This is a genomic window from Muricoccus vinaceus, from assembly GCF_042433125.1.
GTDB lineage: Bacteria > Pseudomonadota > Alphaproteobacteria > Acetobacterales > Acetobacteraceae > Roseomonas > Roseomonas vinacea.
The window spans coordinates 1-18,069 of the sequence record NZ_JBHLVZ010000069.1 but is presented as its reverse complement, the minus strand read 5'-3'; the positions used below and the strand labels follow the sequence as shown (position 1 = coordinate 18,069).

General features: G+C 63.9%; 14 protein-coding genes. 9 read left to right on the top strand and 5 right to left on the bottom strand.

The features are described 5' to 3' along the window. Window positions 1–286: 286 nt before the first annotated feature. The 3 genes from ACFFIC_RS19110 to ACFFIC_RS19100 all read right to left on the bottom strand — a co-directional run bounded on the left by ACFFIC_RS19110 (window position 287) and on the right by ACFFIC_RS19100 (window position 3,622). Window positions 287–1,186, bottom strand: a complete 900-nt coding sequence (locus ACFFIC_RS19110) for a hypothetical protein (RefSeq protein WP_377053278.1) — start codon at window positions 1,184–1,186, stop codon at window positions 287–289. Next, the gene (locus tag ACFFIC_RS19105) at window positions 1,176–1,457 is read right to left on the bottom strand and encodes a hypothetical protein (protein WP_377053276.1); all 282 of its coding nucleotides are present in this window, start codon (window positions 1,455–1,457) and stop codon (window positions 1,176–1,178) included. Before ACFFIC_RS19105 ends, ACFFIC_RS19110 begins: the two co-directional genes overlap by 11 nt. A 974-nt stretch (window positions 1,458–2,431) precedes the next feature. Further along, a complete protein-coding gene (locus ACFFIC_RS19100; protein ID WP_377053274.1) occupies window positions 2,432–3,622 on the bottom strand; it encodes a hypothetical protein in 1,191 nt (396 codons plus the stop codon). A gap of 1,007 nt (window positions 3,623–4,629) precedes the next feature. On the opposite strand from ACFFIC_RS19100, the gene ACFFIC_RS19095 reads away from it, so the two are divergent. Next, window positions 4,630–5,037, top strand: coding sequence for a helix-turn-helix domain-containing protein (locus ACFFIC_RS19095; protein ID WP_377053272.1), 408 nt, complete (start codon window positions 4,630–4,632; stop codon window positions 5,035–5,037). Between the two features lie 19 nt (window positions 5,038–5,056). On the opposite strand, the gene ACFFIC_RS19090 is transcribed toward ACFFIC_RS19095, so the two are convergent. Next, a complete protein-coding gene (locus ACFFIC_RS19090; RefSeq protein WP_377053270.1) occupies window positions 5,057–6,403 on the bottom strand; it encodes an IS5 family transposase in 1,347 nt (448 codons plus the stop codon). Between the two features lie 595 nt (window positions 6,404–6,998). Between ACFFIC_RS19090 and dgt the strand changes: the two genes are divergently transcribed. The 6 genes from dgt (at window position 6,999) to ACFFIC_RS19060 (ending at window position 12,591) form a co-directional block, all read left to right on the top strand. Then, window positions 6,999–8,528 (top strand): dGTP triphosphohydrolase, encoded by a 1,530-nt coding sequence (gene dgt / locus ACFFIC_RS19085; protein ID WP_377053268.1) that lies wholly within the window; start codon window positions 6,999–7,001, stop codon window positions 8,526–8,528. Between the two features lie 28 nt (window positions 8,529–8,556). After that, complete coding sequence (locus ACFFIC_RS19080) at window positions 8,557–9,405, top strand: nucleotidyltransferase family protein (protein ID WP_377053266.1); 849 nt, start codon at window positions 8,557–8,559, stop codon at window positions 9,403–9,405. 382 nt (window positions 9,406–9,787) lie between these two features. Beyond that, window positions 9,788–10,138 carry a hypothetical protein gene (locus ACFFIC_RS19075; protein ID WP_377053264.1) on the top strand — a complete coding sequence of 117 codons (351 nt, stop codon included), beginning with the start codon at window positions 9,788–9,790 and terminating at the stop codon, window positions 10,136–10,138. Beyond that, a complete protein-coding gene (locus ACFFIC_RS19070; RefSeq protein WP_377053262.1) occupies window positions 10,135–11,328 on the top strand; it encodes a PfkB family carbohydrate kinase in 1,194 nt (397 codons plus the stop codon). The genes ACFFIC_RS19075 and ACFFIC_RS19070 overlap by 4 nt, the downstream gene beginning before the upstream one ends. Further along, window positions 11,325–11,921: a 7-cyano-7-deazaguanine synthase gene (locus ACFFIC_RS19065; protein WP_377053260.1), complete on the top strand. Its 597-nt coding sequence runs from the start codon at window positions 11,325–11,327 to the stop codon at window positions 11,919–11,921. The genes ACFFIC_RS19070 and ACFFIC_RS19065 overlap by 4 nt, the downstream gene beginning before the upstream one ends. Then, window positions 11,809–12,591, top strand: coding sequence for a nitroreductase family protein (locus ACFFIC_RS19060; RefSeq protein ID WP_377053258.1), 783 nt, complete (start codon window positions 11,809–11,811; stop codon window positions 12,589–12,591). Before ACFFIC_RS19065 ends, ACFFIC_RS19060 begins: the two co-directional genes overlap by 113 nt. Here ACFFIC_RS19060 and ACFFIC_RS19055 read toward each other — a convergent pair. Next, entirely contained in the window at window positions 12,588–13,388 is an 801-nt protein-coding gene (locus ACFFIC_RS19055; protein WP_377053256.1) for an 8-oxoguanine DNA glycosylase, read from the bottom strand. The genes ACFFIC_RS19060 and ACFFIC_RS19055 overlap by 4 nt on opposite strands. A 410-nt stretch (window positions 13,389–13,798) precedes the next feature. On the opposite strand from ACFFIC_RS19055, the gene ACFFIC_RS19050 reads away from it, so the two are divergent. Continuing rightward, the gene (locus ACFFIC_RS19050; RefSeq protein WP_377053254.1) at window positions 13,799–15,181 is read left to right on the top strand and encodes a hypothetical protein; all 1,383 of its coding nucleotides are present in this window, start codon (window positions 13,799–13,801) and stop codon (window positions 15,179–15,181) included. Between the two features lie 548 nt (window positions 15,182–15,729). Continuing rightward, the gene (locus tag ACFFIC_RS19045; RefSeq protein ID WP_377053252.1) at window positions 15,730–17,106 is read left to right on the top strand and encodes a hypothetical protein; all 1,377 of its coding nucleotides are present in this window, start codon (window positions 15,730–15,732) and stop codon (window positions 17,104–17,106) included. Window positions 17,107–18,069: the final 963 nt, after the last annotated feature.

Below are 18,069 nucleotides of genomic sequence, written 5' to 3'. Positions count from 1 at the left end.
ATCTTGGCTTCCCGATCCGGCATGAGACCTGGGACAGCTCGAACTGCGTGGTCGTGCGTGGTCGGGGTATCCCAGCTCAGCCTCGATTGTCTGGACCCGAACACGCCACAGTTCCCCTAGGTGCGTGGCCGCTTGCCTGAAAAGGTCTTGGCACCTGCGTCCGAGTGGATGGAGATCTTCCCGGCAGCCTCACTGCGCTGGTGCCCGCTGGGCGACGGCCTGAGCGGCGGAGCCGCCCGGTGCCTCCTCGGAAGACATGAACATGAGAACGGTGCATGCCGGGCCGTCAGCGGCGCCCCGGTTCGCTTGGCGATCCAGGGTCGTGGCCGGGTCTTGGATTGGATCCTTCCCAGCCGAAGGCTTCGATCACCCGCTGGATGAGGGCGTAGTCGATGCCCGGGCCCGAAGGCCAGGCTCCACCCTTCGCGGCGCCCATTCCGCGGATGCCGGGCACTCCGGACAAGACAGCGGTCGCGTCGGTGACGACGCCGCCCTCCTCGTCGACGAACAGGCATCCTGCCGTGTCGTCCGGCAGGCGCTGAAAGACCTCCATGGCCTCCTCGATGGCCGCCCGCACGGTCCTTCCGACCTCCGCTGCCGAGATGTCGACGGTCGCCAGTACGGCCTCGTCGATGTCGGCCTGCCGGAAGCCGTTCGTCATCGCGATCTTCTCGGCCAGCGACAAGGGCGACCAAGCATCGTCCTTGCCCGGGGCGGCCCACAGGACAGACCACAAGGGCATGACATGCCGGTGGATCATGAAGAGATCGACGTAGTCCCGGACCTGCTTGCGCCCACCGGCTGCGAGCGCTTTGTTCACGGCGAGATCCGCCATGTGCAGGCGCCAGCCGAACTCCGGGTCGGGAACGGGCGAGAAGAAGTGCCATGAGCCTGCCTCGACCCACTGGAGCTTCGTGCGCCCTTCGTTCCCGCGCGCGACGACCGCCTCCACGAGCCCCTCGTGGGCACGCCCGACGGAAACATCGAAGCCCCGCTTCCTGAGCTCTGCGACGTCTCGCTCGGCGATGGCGATGACGTCCTCGCCAGCGTCGTGGAAGATGTCCTGGTCGTCGGAAAGGCGGAACCCGTGTTGCTGGATGACCGTTCCGCCAGCGAAGACACTTCCGGGAGAACGCAACGGCATCAGCGTGCGGAGGACCGACTTCTGGAAGTCGTCAAGGGGCACGGGCAAGCTCCTCCCGGATGCGCGCCGCCAGCTTCCACGCGTCCATCCCGCCGTATCGCCGCAGCCGGTCGGCCACGACGCGCAGTCCATCGCGGGTCCTGGAGGGGGAGGCGTTCCAGAGGCATTGAGGCCCGAAGCGGCGGACTGCCTCGTCGTAGAGTTGCTCTAGTTCCGTCCCCGCTTCGTCCCGCGCCCGCCGCCGAAGGCGGGACGCCTCCTTCAGGATCGCCGCGCGGCCATCCCGCGGTACTAGCACCTCGACCCGAACCATGCCGGAACCCGCGCCAACCGTCCGGTATCTCTCGGTCCGCTCCCGCTGCGTCACAGAACCCTCCCGGCCACGCCGATATAGTATCCGGGATACGGTGTTGAAGCCAGTACGAAGGGATCATCTAGTCGCGGTGGTACCTTGGCACGGTACGGGCTCCTGCCCGAAGTTCCGGGCTTCCGGGACGACGCGGCCAACTGCGTGAAGCAGGTGCTGAAGATGGATAAGGAGGACCAGATAAGCGCCGAGCGGCTCGCCGCCTCCGTACTTGTCCTGTCCGAACCTGCCGAGGCTGCGCGGGCTGTCGTCGTGCAGGAAGAGACGGGCCCGGGCGGACTGCCCCCGCCAAACCTGTCATCTGACCGGCACTGATACCTTGTTGTTCAGGACGATTCGGAGTTCGTCGTGTTCGAAGGCCGTGGGCTTGCCCGCCGTCGGGGAGCGCGAGGCCGCCGACCGGATCCGGCACAGCACGCCAAACGTCCTCGGGGACGACCGGGACCGCTACGCCGGTCGCCGAACCATGGTTTCGGCTCCGGCCACTCGGCCGTCGGCACCCTCCTCGACCTCGCCTCCCTCGCCGAACGGGTGCCAGGCACCTCCGTCCTGTGGGCGGCGTGGAGCGCCGACCTGACCCACGCCTACGGCGGCGGCGCGGCCGACCAGCTCCCCGAGCGTGGCGCCCTCGCCCAGCGCCTGCGCCGCCTCGTCGAGACCCGCACGGTGGAGCTGCTCGCACTCTTCTCTGCCGACCAAATCCGGTGCGGTGCCGACGGCTCCCTGCGGGTCACGAGCGCGGAGGGCAGCTTGGCGGAGGTCTACGAGATGGTGGTGGCGACGGGGCTGCGTCCCGAGCTCTCCATCCTCGGCGTGGACCGCCTCGACCTAGACCAGATGTCCGTCAGAGGCGGGCCACCCCCGCCTCTGACGGACATCTGGTCTAGGCCTGTTAACGGGTCCTGGCCCCGGCGACGTGCTCACAGGCGGGGGGCTGACGGCGCAGACGCAGGAACGGGAGCTCGCCGCTGGATGGGATCGACATAGGCCGCGGCATCAACACCGAGCACGACACCACCACCTTGGCGGGCCTCAATGCGGGCGGTGATCGCCACCAGGCTGCCGTCCTGACGGCCCGGATCTCGCCCGATCCACTGCAAGGTGCGGCCTTCCTGTCGCGTGTATGTTGGAGTGCCATATTTTTCGGTGAGCGCCTGACGAACCACCTCAAACGTCGCACCGGGAAGACGCTGTCCGGAACTGATACGGGCAATCATGCCACGAGGAACAATGCCGTCACCCATGGCTGCATCGTAGCCGAAGCATGCCTCGGACACATCGGCTACAGGGATGTCGGAGAGGCTGCCACCCTGGGCAAACGACATCGCTGCGTCATAGGCGGAAACGGCATCAAGGCCACACCGGATATCCGTGTTGTTGAACCCTCCCCGGTCTGCGCCGGGCGTGATGTTCCGGTACCAACGTCCACCCTGGTCGCTGCGATAGCGCTCGGTTGGGTAGGCGCGTGATGCGATGCCCGCTGCCTCCGCGGCTGGCATGCCAACCCGAACACCTTGAATGTCGGCCGCCTTTAAAATCGGCATCGAACCAGGGGCTGCAGCTGTCGGAGCAGGGGCACGACCGGCCGAGGTCAGACCGAAATCCCACATCGGCTGATTGTTACGGGTCGAAATTCGGGCAGCGGCGATGTCAGCACGAACGATGGTGATGCCACTGGCGATTGCGGGAGGCGCCTCGATCAGGCGGATGGCAAGCTCCAACACGACGTCCCCCGCGATCTCGTACTGCGTGTTGAGCCCATGGCGTTGCGCGAAGTTGCGTGCGGCAGTTGTGTCGCCAACGGGCACGACGGCGATATCCTCGACGTTCCTGAACTGGAGGCCGAAGGGGCGGGAGGTCACCGGATCGCTAATCGAGATGTACGCCTCGGGATTCAAGCTGATCGGATAGCCACCGCGTTGGCCATCGTACTGCCTGAGTTGCGTTCCGACCCGCATGAGGTAGACGCGACCGAGGTCGAGAGCGGCAAACTGACCTTCAAGGCGAGCGATCTCACGCGCCAGCACATCGGGCCGGTCGAACGTCGTCGCGTTGCGAACAGCAGTGCTGTTCTGAGCAAAGGGCGCGAAGTCGATCGTGGTCCCGGTCAAGCGGTGGTACGCCATCACGAACTCGACGGGGCTGAGCGGCGGTGAGCGGAAGATTGCTGGGTCCGCTCCGCCTGGGCCAGTAGGAACGCCCGGGGCAGCGGGCCGCTGCTGAGCCTGTGCCAGAGTGGGATAACCACTGAGGGAGACGAGGAATGCCGCCACGAATGGCAAGAGCAGACGGTGGCGAGTCATCGACGGCGCTCCTCGGTGAGAGACCCCGGGCGACCGTTGGTGCCCGGTTGGTAGGTCCAGCGCCCCGGGCCGCGGCGACCAGGCATCGAGACTGTTGCGAAGCGTCCGGTCCATGCGAGAGAGGCCAAATCAGAGCAGGTGCCGAACTCGGCGGTTACAGTGGGGGGCGAACTCGTGAGATCGAGGAGGCGGTAGGTCGCTTCACAAGCCGTTCCACCCGGAAACTGAACGAGCACGACGGCGGGTGACCCGGCGGGTACGGCAGCCTGGAGGTTAGGAACCGGCCCCCAGAAGCCGCCATCGGCGGCTAAAACCGTGCGTCCTCCAACCGTCAGCACCCGCTCAGTCACTCGGACCTCCCCGGCAGGAGACGCGAGCCGATCTTTCAGCGGCGCGGACGCGGTGTGGTGTTGCTGAGCCGAGGATTTGCTCGGCGTCACCGTTACCAGGACGGCGGTGTTCACGAGAAACATGAGGAGTAGGAGGATTTGCATCTGATTTCTCGATCGCGCGCGCGGACTTGCTAGAGTCGGCGTTGAGGAAGTCGTTCAATCAAGTGCAGTGACGTACGATCTGGTGGGATCTTCCGGCGAGACCAACGACGTCGGGCATTGAGATCAGATCGCTCCTGCCATCAACCTTTCGACCTTAATACAAACAACGTATCGAGGTTACAAGCCGCACCTATCGAAACTTTTGTGGCAGGGCTGCTATTCCGAAGCCCGCCCTCGTTAACTGCAAAAGCACATATCGTTGTTTTTAGTAAGCGCAATTAGTCGTTATGCGAAACAGCGCTACGCTGTGACCTTGGGCTCATGGAAGACGAGGGTTGGGGAGCGCGCATGAAGGCGCGCGCTCGGGAGTTAGGCCTTACAGACGCCGAGGTGGCACGCCGCCTAGGCCTGTCGCAGTCCCGCTATTCTGCATACGTGAACGGCAAGCGGGAGCCTGACCTTGCCACCCTGCGGCGCATTTGCGGGGTGTTGCGGACGACACCGGACGCGCTCCTGGGCATGGCTGAGGATCAACCTACCGAAGACTTGGTCCTCAGCAGCGCCATAGCAGCGCTCAAGGCGATGGAACCACACAGGCGTGAATTGGCGGCCTCGATACTCAGAGTCATGGCGTCTCATCCCGCCCATCCGGGAGGCCCAGGCCGCGCCAGGCGTACGGTGACCAAAAAAGCAGCTTCCACTCGGCAGCGGCGGACACCAACTGGTTAGTCGGCCTTGAATAACCTCCTCAGGCCGTCTGGATCGTAACCGGCTGGTAGTCCGGCTGACCCATTTCCTGAATGAGGGCGCCAAGGAGGGCGAGCAAAAGGGCTCTGAGGTAGGCGAGGATCTTGCGGATGTTGTGGCCGCAACCGCAGAGCACGGTGTAGAGGGCGTCACCGATGGTGCCCTTGAGGGCGCATCGGGCGAGGCGTCCATCGGATTTCATGTGGCCGATCTCGGGCTCGATGGCGCTGCGGCGGCGCAGGAGCTTGCGCAGCCGTGGCGTGAGGCCGCGACGTGTGCCGCTGACGAGCACCGTCGTGCCGTGGGCGCCATGGCCACGGTAGCCGCGATCAACCACGGCAAGGCTGGGGAGTTGCCCGGTGAGGGTTTTCACCTGCTGGAGGGTGTCGGAGAGGGTGTGCCCGTCGTAGGGGTTGCCGGGCATGGAGCGCATGCCGACGACGAAGCCACCAGTGAGCGTGGTGGCAACGCTGACCTTGCAGCCGAACTCGTAGCGCACCCGTGCCTTGCCCTTGGAGATGCAATCCACCTCCGGCTCGTGTAGGGCGTAGAGCTTGCCCGCGCTCTTGGGTGTCTGCCGCAGCAGACGGGTGACGAGGGTCATGCGTTGCTCGATCCGCATCCCCAGCGCTCCCTCGGAGATGGTGCCGAGCTTGCGGCCGATGTCGCGCATGACGCGTCCCGTGTAGCCCTTGAGCGTGCGCAGCGCCTTGCGCATGCGGCGGAACTGCCGGGCATGGGCGTGCCGCCCTGCCTGGGCTGCCAGGCGCGGAGCCTTGCGGTTGTAGTTCTGCCGCAGTCGGATCCCAGCCTTTCCAGCCAGCGCCACCAGGGAGCAACGAGCCCTCTCGTAGAGCTTGCTATCGGTCGGATGCGCGATGGCCTTCTCCATCACGGTGGTGTCCACCGCGATCTCGGACAGGCTGCGCGGCGTCACGGCCCCGCAGGCACGCCCCGCCTCGACGGTCTTGGTCAGCAGCCACTCCACCCCCTCCTCACCGATGCGGCCGCGCCAACGGCTGAGCGAGGACGGGTGAATGGGCGGGCGGTGCTGGAAGACGGTCTCGCCGCTGAAGTGCTGGAAGTACGGGTTCTCCACCCAGCGGGCGAGCACCGCCTCGTCGGAGAGGCCGTGGGCGTGCTGCAGGTACATCAGCCCCGCCACCAGGCGCGGATGGGTGGCGGGTCGCCTCTCACCGGCAGGGAAGAAGCCTGCCCACTCCCGCTCGAACCACGGCCAGTCGATCAACGCGGCCAGCCGGACCAGCTCGTGCCGTCCATCGATCATGTCGACCAGGCGTGGCCGTAGCAGGTCGGCCTGTTCTGGAGGGCGGGGACGATGCTTCATGCCCGCAGAATCGCAGGATTACCGCATGGTTCCAAATGAACCCTGCAACTCCAGAGCGCCCAGACCAGCAACTCTCCCAAGCAGATCAATATTCTGGAGGTTGTTCAGACCCGATTCTCTAGAGACGGCATTCCGGTACAGTTCGGCCGTCACCGGCGGAAGCGACCGAGAACGGCTGGCCACGTGCAAAGCCGCACACCATCGCCGACAGTCTCCACCAGAGAGGACGCCCTGAGAGGTACGCCAGTTCTTGCCCCGCTTTCTCAATGCCTATCTCCCGCTGGGGGCAGAAGGCGGACGTCGGGATGATCCAGGGTAGGACCTGAGTGGGGCTGCGTTCTGATCTCATCGGTAGGGAGTTTCGGGACGAGCTTTTGGACCCGGGCGCGTGCTGGCGGCCTGAACAATCAGATGTTGAGCTCATCACACTTTATGGCGGATTCTGCTCTGACCCTCAGAGTTGCCAGCATTACCGCCCAGTAGGCTCGCCAAACGCGTCTCGCCTATTGTCGCCCCGCCCTCCCTGGGAGGCCGTCTAGGAATCGGCTGCGGGAGCCGGTATTCCTAACCGGAAACCGAAGAGACGGAGCGCGTTTTGCTGAACTGGGACAAACTGCTCAGCGAGAAGCGCTTGGACGACATCGTGGGAGTTCCGCCGGGGCTGACGTCGGCGGTTGCCGAGCCATCCTGGCTTGCGAAGACCCGATCCGCGGCGGAGCGCGACTATGACAGGGTCCGGTTTGCTGCGCCGGTCCGACGCCTTGCTGACAAAACGCAGGTTTTTCCCTTGGAGCGCAACGACAGCGTCCGCAACAGGCTTACCCACTCGGAAGAGGTCTCGGCCATTGCCCGGTCGGTGGGAACCCATATCGCACACAGCTTTCACCCGGCGCGCGGCATCAAGGGCCACGAGCGGAGGCTGCCCGCCATGCTGGCTGCGGTCGGCCTAGCACATGATCTCGGGAACCCGCCCTTTGGACACCAGGGCGAGGAGGCGATACGCCACTGGTTCCGGCAGCGCGAAGCGCTCTGCTTTGGCAACTTCAGGGAAGGCAAGCCCCCTAGGGGGCTGGGAGGCGTGGAACTCGAAGGGGCGCTGGACATGGGCAGGGCATGCCGAGCCAACCCTGCTCTGAAGGAGGATTTTCTCCGCTTTGAGGGCAACGCTCAAACCATGCGCCTGGTTATGCGCCTGCAGTCGTCGTCTAATGGGTTTGGGCTTAACCTAACCTGTGGCACGCTCGCCTCCTTGATGAAGTACGTTGTTCCCTCGGACGCCGCGAAAAAGAGCGGGCCGGTTGCCTCCAGAAAAGTCGGCTACTTCGCGTCAGAAGCGGACTTGATCTCCAAGGCACGCGAGGAGGTGGGCCTCGGTTCTGGTGTGAGGCATCCGCTCGCCCATGTCCTCGAAGCCTGCGACGATATCGCCTACTCGGTCCTGGACACCGAGGACACGGTGAAGAAAGGCTTGGTGTCCTTCCCCGACCTCATAGCCTATCTCGAAGCGGCCGCCCCGGCGGACGAGGCTGTCCAGTATGTCGCCAAGCGCTCGTCCGAGGACCATGTCTTGGCCCGCAAAGGCAAGCTTGCGCCAAGCGAGCTGAACGACGTCTCCATGCAGAAGTTCCGCGTCCATGCCATCAATGTCCTGGTGTCCGCCCTCATCCAGACCTGGGGCGCCCGCTACGATGCTATCGTGTCTGGCGACCAGGATGAGTCGCTTTTGGATGTCGGCCCGGCAGCCAAGCTCGTGGAAGTCCTGAAGAGGTTCGACAAGGAGCACGCGTTCCGACACACGAGTGTTCTTGGCCTTGAGGTGGACGGCTTCAACAAATTGAACGAGCTCATGTCCATGCTGTGGCGCGGCATCGTCGAGCGCGAGAGCTACGACAAACCCGCCTCCAAGCGCACGTCGCCGTTCGCCGACCTTGCTTACAGCCACATTTCGCAGAACTACCGGCAGGCGTTTGAACAGCCGCCCGAGGGCGGCTCCTCCCTCCCGATCCGTTACCGGGAACTTCAGCTGTTGACGGACATGGTGTCTGGCATGACAGACTCGTATGCTGTCTATCTCCACCGCAGGCTAGGGGAGTTCCATGTCGGCGCCAGCCAGCGACAGGTTTGACCTCCTGAGGCGGCGCCTCAGCTGCTTCATGAGCGATGCGCGCCAGGGGCGGAGCTCCGTCGGAGAACTAGCCAGGCGTCTGGGAGATCACGGCGAGGTTGCCATCGTCGGCGGGATGCTGCGCGACCTGCTGCTTAACGATGAGTATGCGGGCTTTACCTCCGACGTCGATCTGGTCGTTGACGCCCCCGATTCCCCGGCGCTCCGAGCTCTACTTTACAATTACGGAGCCGTGCAGAACCGCTTCGGTGGCTATGCCCTCTCAACCAAATGGAAGGCGGACGTCTGGCTTCTCGGGCGCACCTGGGCACGGGTCGAGGGTCACAGTCAGGTGTCCACGGTGGATGACCTGCTGGATACCACCTTCTTCAACTGGGATGCCGTCCTGTACTCTATGACCCGGAAGCAGGTCATCTGCCGTGACGACTATCTTGCCCACCTTGACGATCGACTCCTGGATATCAACCTCGAACCGAATCCGAATCGGGTTGGCAGCTGCGTCCGGACAATCCGCTCCGCAGTGCTATGGGGAGCCGTGCTGTCACCAAGGCTGGCGCGGTTCGCGACCGAGGTAATTGAGGAGGTCGGCGCCGCCGCGCTGGTCCAGGCGGATAAGCGCTCCTACGGGCATCGCCGCCTGCTCCGTGAAGCTACCGTCGACGAAGCGCTCCACTGCTTCCATACAGCGGCGGAGACCGGGACGCCGTCCTTGCCGTTGCGAGCATCGGCTCGTGGCATCCAGCGCAGGCTGCCGCTTCCCGCGGCGTCGGTTGCGGCGCAGATCCGGGAGGAGAGGAGGGCGGGCTCCTCCTCCCGGGGCTCGTCGACGAAGGGTCCGAGGTCACCGTCAGCCACATGGCATCTGGCACTGGCTTAGGCCAGGGAACAGCCACGGGCCGGTCCTTTTGGAACCGGCCGAGACGACGACCAGGGATGATTCCTGCTTCTGCCATGGCGGCCAAACCCCAAGCAGTGCTGCGCGCCAACCATTCAACCCTGAACCATTGGAGGCATCATGGGGCAAGGCATCGGAACGAGATTGGCAAGGCGCGGTGGACCGGAGTGGTATGAGCTGGCGACAGTGGCCCGCGCATGCAGGAAGCCGGATTGCGGCAGACCACCTTATTGGGAGTAGAGCGATACCGGGCTATTCTCCGGCCTGGGAGCGTCTAAATTCTGGTGCTGAGTCGGGCTGACTCTGGCGCATCCCTATAGCTGTTGCGGGTCGGCCGTCGGCGATGTTCAAGGAAAGGCACTGCATGTCCGGTGGCCCCCAGAGTTCCGACTGGCGCGAACCAGCGAGGCCGGTCCGCGACGGTACCGGTGTGACTGCCGTCGATCTATGCGATTTCACCGACCGCACCCCGCTTGCTTCTCCAAACCCGCCGGTCATCCGCTCCTTGTCGGTGGGTGACCTGCTCTCGATCATCCTTGTAAAGGGGCCCCCGACCGTGGTGGAGGCTCGCAACGGCCAGGGTCAGACCGCGGGCAGCATCACGTCCACCATGCTCGCGCAGCTGACCGAGTGCCTGCAGGGCGGGCGCCAGTACGTGGCCGAGGTCATCTCCATCCACGGTGGGACCTGCATCGTTGAGGTGCGCCCCAAGTGAGCGGGATACTTGTTGCCGGGGGCGTCTATCGCGAGCGATGCATATGGCCCAACTGGCAGCAGACCTTCGGGTCGGCCGGGCGCGCGGCCTGCGCTCTCGCCGATTTCGGCCTGCCGGTCACGCTGGTAAGCTGTGCATCACCCGCGGTGGAGACTGAGTTCGCGCCACAGGCCAGGATCAGCAAGGTCGAGTTCAGACCGACGCCCGCCACGGATTCGATCCTATTCGACTACGTGCACAGCATGTCCATTCCGCGCATCTGGCCGGACCCGGCCCGGATCAAGCAGGAGCCTACCCTCCAGGCGAGCAGTGAGATCGTGCTCCGCTTCGGTATGATCGAGAGCACCGTCGTGGTGGATGCGCAGACCTGTGTCTACGATCCGCAGTCTGCCTTCCGGCCGGAGCCCTTCGTCGAGAACGGGAGCCGGGCGCAGCGCTTGGCCATCGTGGCCAACAGGTCCGAGGTGCGCGGCCTAGGCCGCGACGGCGACGCTATGACGGCGGCGCGTCGCCTGCTGGCCGACACAGGCGCCGAGGTCGTGGTGATGAAGTCGGGAACGGACGGCGCTCTGGTGGTCACGGCGGGCTGCGAGGAACTTGTCCCAGCCTACCAGACGGAAAGGGTCTGGACCGTCGGCTCTGGCGATGTCTTCGCCGCGGCCTTTACCGCATGGTGGGGAGAGAAGGGCCTCCCGCCCGCCGAGGCGGCCCACTTGGCCTCGCGCGCGACCGCTGACTACGTCGCGTCCATGGCCTTGCCAATCAATGCTCGGCTTCCGGACGTTCCCGAGACGAGGCGCAAGGTGGTGGGGCACGGCGCCAGGGTCTACCTCGCCGCACCCTTCTTCAACCTGGGTCAGCGGTGGCTGGTGGATGAAGCCCGGCGCTGTCTCCGGGAGCTGGGCATGGATGTCTTCTCCCCAGTCCATGACGTCGGCCACGGTCCGGCGGAGCAGGTGGCGCCTGAGGACCTCAGGGCCTTGCGGGATTGTGACCTCGTTTTCGCGCTGCTGGACGGCCTCGACAGCGGGACGGTCTTCGAGGCCGGGTATGCCCGGGCCATCGGGAAGCCAGTCTACGCATTGGCACAATCGACCCGGGGCGAGGATCTCAAGATGGTTACTGGGAGTGGCTGCCAGGTCTACGAGGACTTGGTTACCGCGCTACACCACATGCACTGGCGCGCATGAAGACTGCACTTCTACTTTCGGGTGGCATGGATTCCACGGCCTTGGCCTGGTGGCTGCGCCCGGACTACGGAGTGACCGTGGACTACGGGCAACTCCCGGCCGAAGCCGAGATACGCGCCGCCGGAGCGGTCTGCGGGGAGATCGGGATCGAGCACGTGGTGATCCGAGCCGACCTGCGGGTGCTCGGCAGCGGCGACATGGCCGGAACCGAGAGGAGCGAGGTGGCTCCGGTTTCTGAATGGTGGCCGTTCCGAAACCAGATGCTCGTGACGCTGGCCGCGATGCGCCTCCTGCCGCTCGGGGTAGGCAGGCTCCTTATAGGTTGCCTCTCGACGGATGGGGCGCACGCTGACGGCAGGGCGGACTTCGTTGTCGCGGCGGACGCCCTCCTTGCCATGCAGGAGGGGAGCATGCGCCTCGAGGCGCCAGCTGTGGAGCTGACTGCGGCGGAGTTGCTCCGGCGGTCAGACGTGCCGCGCGATGTGCTGTCCTGGGCGCACTCCTGCCACGTCTCGAACTTTGCGTGCGGCATGTGCCGTGGGTGCCAAAAGCACTACGTCACCCTCAAGGAACTCGGCGACGTTCCTTACTGAGGAGCCACGGCCAATAGTCCGCTTTCCACCGCCCCCGATTGCGTGGCCGGTGCAGCGGGTGCTGGGCGCTTGTCCGGAGGCGGCCAGGCTAGATGCCCCGCTCGGACGCGTCCTGCTTGAACGGAGATCCATACGCCGTCTGTCCGCTCCCTCGGTTCGGGAAGTGCTTGCCCTCGTCGGGATGGTCACCATGAATCGCTTGGTCAAGGCAGGAGACCCATTCGCGCGGTCGCGCCGGGTTTCACCATCCGCGGGAGCCCTCCACCCGGTCAGCATTGTCGTCCTACGTGGTGGAAGGGCACGGGCCACTGCCCTCCGTGTCGATCCCGTTGGCGCTCACGTGCAGCTTCTGCGGGAGCGGGAGCCTGGTGGGGCTGCTCGTCTGCTCACCAGGCTGCCGCAGTACCTACCCCAGGCGCGCGGAACGATGTTGGTTCTGCTGGCAGATCGCCAACTCACGGCCGCAGCGTATCGCTCGCCGGATAGCCTTCTGTGGCGGGATGCAGGTGCTCTTTTGGCCACGCTCCAGATCACTGCTGCCGGACTTGGATTGGGAACCTGCCTCTTGGGTCTCCTCGGGCACGAGGTGGCCCGATCGCTTTTCCCAAGCGGCAACAGGATCGTGGCCGTCGGTGCCTGCGTAGTCGGGCGACCGACGCCGCCCGCCTAAATGAGCTCCAGTTGCCGCGTCCGCCGGGGACGCGGGATCGGCGATACGATTCTCCTTTCGGCTTGGATGGCAAGGTCGCCAAACCGCCGCATCTGATCCCACATCAGGGCGTCAAGCAGGGAGGCACGAACGCCGATAGCGTCGGCGAAGCGGAGAAAAGCTTCTTCCATGGTCGCGTAGTCGCGGGCCTGGTCCCAGCACGGCTCAAAGAACCCAGCGACCCGTCCCGCTCGTACGAGGTGGACGTCGATGATGGCGACGGCGCCGGACGCCCTGTGATTGCGGACCACCCAGGAAGACGTCTTCCATCCCAGTCCGGGCAACATTCGCAGGGCATCCCGGAGATCCCTGTCATCCTCCGGCTCCCCCAAGTCATCTAGAGCCACCAGACAGCAGGCGAGGTGTCGAGACCTCTGTCGTGGAAAGCGGTAGCGGCGATCCCGTCCCTCGATCCGGAATGGCTCGGACAGCGCGTGCTCTAATGCTGTCGCGCTCGACGCTGATGTAAGCATGCCTCGGTCACGCAGCCGGGCGAACGCTGTCAGTCCCAGTTCCGCGGGCATGCCCCACCCACCGAGCAGGCAGGCGGCCACCTCCTCACGGAGGTTGGAACCGAGGCGGAAGTCCCCGTAGAGGCCCAGGAGTTCGGCCTGCCAACACTGTCCGAGCCAGTAGGCTGGCGTCATCAGGGCGTCTACCCGACCCCAAGGAACGTCCGGAAGCGCTTCGGCATCCGGGCCAGGAAGTTCGCGGGACAGGAACTGCCCGTCCGCGTAGTGATGGATTGTCTGTGGCATCGGAACTCCAGCAAGGCGGCCGTCCATGTCAGAGAATCACAACGGCGCCCTCTAGGGAATCCGGCCGAGCGGCTCCACCGGGACACGAGAGAACTGACGCGCGACCTCTGCCACCTCGACGCGGTCGCCGTCCCCGTGCCGTTTAATAGGTGTCGGATCGGCATGCTCCATCCGACCGTCCTGCGCTATTTGTCCAGCTCCTCCAACGTCGCACATGAACATGCCTTCTTCCTGCACCCCGCCAATTTGGGGCGCCATACGATCATCCGCTTCGGACCTCCAGCGACACAAGATTTCCAGGTATCGCCGGTTCCGAGAAACGATGCAGCCAGATGGTAAGGTTGTGGCCTGTTCGACGCCCTAGGCTGGCATGAGCTAAGATCAGGCTCTGTTCCGCTGGGGATGTCCTCTTGCTCTACCGAGCCCTGATCGCAGCCGTATGCCTCCTCTGCGCGGCTCCTGCCGTCGCTGCACAGATGCCAGAACAAGACGAGGATTTCGTGTTCAGTCCCAAGGCTGACGACTACAGCATGGGAGACGAGGATGACGCCAACTTGAGTGCGGCTGACGGCGCTCACAAGAACCAGTTGGATGCTATGGCAGCACGACTTCACCGGGATCTTCCTCGTCGAAGGGGCGAGAGCGATGCCCAGTTCGAGGAGCGCGCCATGGTGATCTCACGAAGCATCCTCCGCGAGGAGTGGGACGCCGCTGAGAGAGCCGGGGACGCACGCCAGGACTTTCTACGCCGTCTGTCTCCGAACGGGCGCCCTGGTCCGCAGAGTGCCCAGGCCCTGCAGCTTTTCGAAGCCACCCAAGCCCGTTTGGCGGCATCGCGGCAGGCGCAAACCGAGCAGCGTCTACAGTCTCTGCTTCGGCAAGCAAGATCAGAGGAAGCGCAGCAGCGATCGGCCGAAGCCGCCGTCCGTGCCGCGGCGACCGAACGAGCCCGCGCCGAGGCGGCCAGGGAGGAGGCCGATCGTGCGGCCGAGGTGCAGAGGCGGACCTTGGCCGAAAGCGCAAGCAGTTACACGGATGCGGAGCGGGCTGCGGCAAACGCTCCCTTGTGGCATCGTTCCGACCAGAGTGGGCGCTGCGTGCGCACCGATCAAGACTACGACGTGTTCGCCGCCAATCCTTACGACTTCAGCGCAAAAATGGAGGCGGAGGGCATCGCCAATACAGTGCCCGGGATGCCGATAACCCCTGGTACCCTTCCTGTTCGTGATCTCGACTACCAATGGGTGGCCATCCAGGCTTTGGGAACACTGATCCACTACTATCCGACATTCCAACGATGCCGCGAGTTTGGGGCTGGGGTGAGGGCTTCTGGAGGCAAACCTACTCCCCTAGTTCAGAGCCCTCTGGATAACGGGCCGGTGGCGGGTTCCCCGGCGAACGTGCCACCTATAAACCCGGCCACAGACAACCGGGTCGCGCCGCCACCTCTTGGCTACAGTCCGCGCGAACTGCAGATTGCGTACCTGCAGCGATGGTACCGGATCTCACCCGATACCGGACGCTGCTACCCCAGCGACACCGAAAGGGTGGAGTTCGCCTCGCCCGCCCTCGCAGTCCATCATGCCCACCTCCGCGGCGTGCGCACGACCGCTCAGGTCACGCTCCGCGCGGGCATCACCGCCGCCCGTTCAGAGATGGATCAGGAGATGGTGGAGGTGGATTTTGAGGGATATCGGCTTCGAATCGCCTACTTCCCAAGCTTCTGGCATTGCAGAACCTATGGCGCGCGTGTTCGCCCCCTGAGGGAGCAGCGGCCGATAGAGCTGCGGTAAACTCGAAATCTCCGGGCTCGATCGGTATTGTCGAGCGTGTGGCAACGGCCTATCGGCTTCGACGTCCCTGCTCGGGTATCGGAGATCCACTGCGGCCGGGTGGTGGCCGACCACATCCTTGAGAAGGGCGTCCCTCCCTGAGGGTCAGGCAGCCGTGCGGCTAAAGGCATTCGTCTGTTGTGCCAAGTCCACTGGCTCCTCACTTTTTTGAAGTCGGCGAGCAGCCGGATGCGTGGCGGATGGGTGCTCGCGCCTGGGGTGCCGAGTTCTGCGATGCTTGGCACCTCAAGTTTACTCTTTGGGAACGTTGAGCAGCGAGAGATCGAGGTCGGACGGTATCAGGTTCTCCCCGCCTTCAGGATGCCTGGCTCTCTGTTCCGAAGATAAGGGCAGCGAGGCTACCCGGGTGCTGACTACCACCGACACACAAGGCGAACTAGTAAGTCTCGGTAACCGACACGCCTTGGTACATGATCGCATTCCACACCGGATAGACAAGCCTTCGTTCGGATCAGTTTCCGTCCGCATCACCATGGAAGTCCATGCCCTTGGAAATCGTCGACCGCACCTTCAATCTTAGAACCGTCCGGCGAATTCGACCCGCAGAGACAATGGCTCTTAAACGTGTCTTCGGACTTCGATCCAATCCACTTCCAGGCGATCAAAAGCTCGCATCGGACGTCGTGAATGAGCTGGTGGGGGGCGATCGCAGGTGGCTACGATGTGACTGCGCGGGCTTGGAGAGCCATCCGCTCCTCACCGCTGTCATGGCGCAGGATGGACGGACCGGCCTTAGACGCCTCACCCATGGCGAGCGAGATCCGCATGCTCCGGACTGTCCATTCGTGCGTACCTTGGAGGAGCAGGCGGTCGTCGTAAGGTCGTTCAACCGACCCAGGGCGAACACAGTCTTCAATCTTCATCCATCTTGGGTTGAAGCCAACGACCTTGTTCCGAGTGGTGACGGCGAGCAGACACCGATCAGCAGGCGTAACGCTGTCGTGCGGGATGCCCGACCAACTCTGGGAACGCTTCTCTGTGCGCTCCTGCACGATGCGAAGATCAACGTGATTTCCCCTAAGGGGTACATCAGTGGGATTGAGAGAGATGTAGACGCACTGCGGCGGGCAGCCTCTCGTTTTGCGATCAATGATCTCCTGAAGGTCTCCGACGTCCTGCGCTTCGGGCCCGACAAGGTTTCCGATCTACCAGGTGAGTACCGAAATCTAGCGTGGCGCGGCGCGGGCAGGCCTTCCCTCCTTTACCTGACGCGTATGCAAGGGCGAACGATCGATTGCCTGGCGATTCAGGAGAGTGAGGAGGCGAGGTGGCCTATCCAAGATGCACTCCGCTCTTCGTCCCGGAACGTGACGCTGAACTCGGCCCCGTATTCTGCCCTTGTGACCTACACTGAAACGGCCCGCAGCGGGGATCTCGGCTTCGGTCGCGGCTTCGCTATTCCCTCGTACCAGAGGTGGACTAGGTTTCCCCTCGACAGCCGCCTCGAAGGCGAGACCCTCGTAACGCTTCGGGAACTTCAGGAGGAAGTAAAGGGTAGCTCGATGGCCTTTACCATCCACAAGCCGCTTTTCAACCTTCCTGGAGAGGCTGGCAACAACCTCAATGACAGATGTATTCCTGACTTCCAGATTGAACTTGCTGCCCGGGGCGCTCAGCCCCGACGCCTGTTCGTCGAGACGATGGGTTCCAGCGCTCCGAATTACCTTGAACGCAAGCGTAGGAGCCATGAGGTAATGCGGCGCATTGCCCCAGTCGTCTGCCATATGCTCAAGGATCTCTACAGTTTGAAGGAAGGGAAACCCGACTTTTTGCGGCGTGAAAGTAGGCGCCTCAAGCAGCGACTGCGCATGGCACTTCAGTGTCTGCCAAATCATCCTCCTGCTGATCCATTCGAGGAATTCTAACCACTCCAGCGCGGTGCAGGGCGTCAGAGATCTGTGCAAGGAATGGAGGGGGAAGGAGAACTCTATTCGGGGAGATGACGGCCTCACCGTCGTGACGCTCCGCGTCTGCCCTCGACTGCCACGCCGCGCTGAGCCGCTCGTTGAGCATGTCCGTCGACGAGGACACCTCAAGCAAATAGCAGCGTCCGCTGTCAGATACGAGCGCGTCGAAGCCGTACAATGTGCCCGCCCCAGACATCCGCGCAATGAGCAGCACCTGTGATGTCTGTGGCCATTCCAGCGGGCGAGTGCGGACGCCGCACCCGAACAGGGACTGCGAAAAGCGGTGTGCATCACTAGGCATGGACTACCTCTGGCTCTCCTCCAGAGCATCCCTGGAGCATTAGCAAACCACCAGCCAATGCGTTCGAATGATCAGGTACATGCACGGCTCCTAGGTAAAGCTACCATGAATAAGATAGCTGACGGTCGGCCGCTCGGCAGACTTCTCGGTGATGCAGGGCGACTGCGGCGCCTCACCCCCGTATGCTTGGACGTCCGACCAGGCAGGTGCCTACCGCCACTAGACGGCCGCTGCTCGGGAACAGGGAAGCGGCCACTTCTTCGCCTAGCAGGCCCAGTGGACAGAAGCCAAGCCCCAGCCCTCCGGCCGCAAGTTGCATGGTGGCAAGGAGCGCCCCGGCATTCCGCCATGACAGGCTGTCCGCGTTTGGAAGCATGTCACGGCATCTCAGTCCCGGATTTTGAGGTGCTGTTTAATCAGCTTGCAGCTTGCTTTCGAACCACCCAGGTCAGAAAGCTGCTCCGGAGCGTTGAGGGCCCTACCCCCAGTGCGGCCGTACCGCTTCCACAAAGCCCTCTGTCGGGAGCTCCACACCGCATCGGGTTGCCTTTCCAGAACTAAGCTCGACTTTGGCCATCAGTCTGCGTGGCAGATGGCGTAAGCCAGGGCGCGTTGCAGGA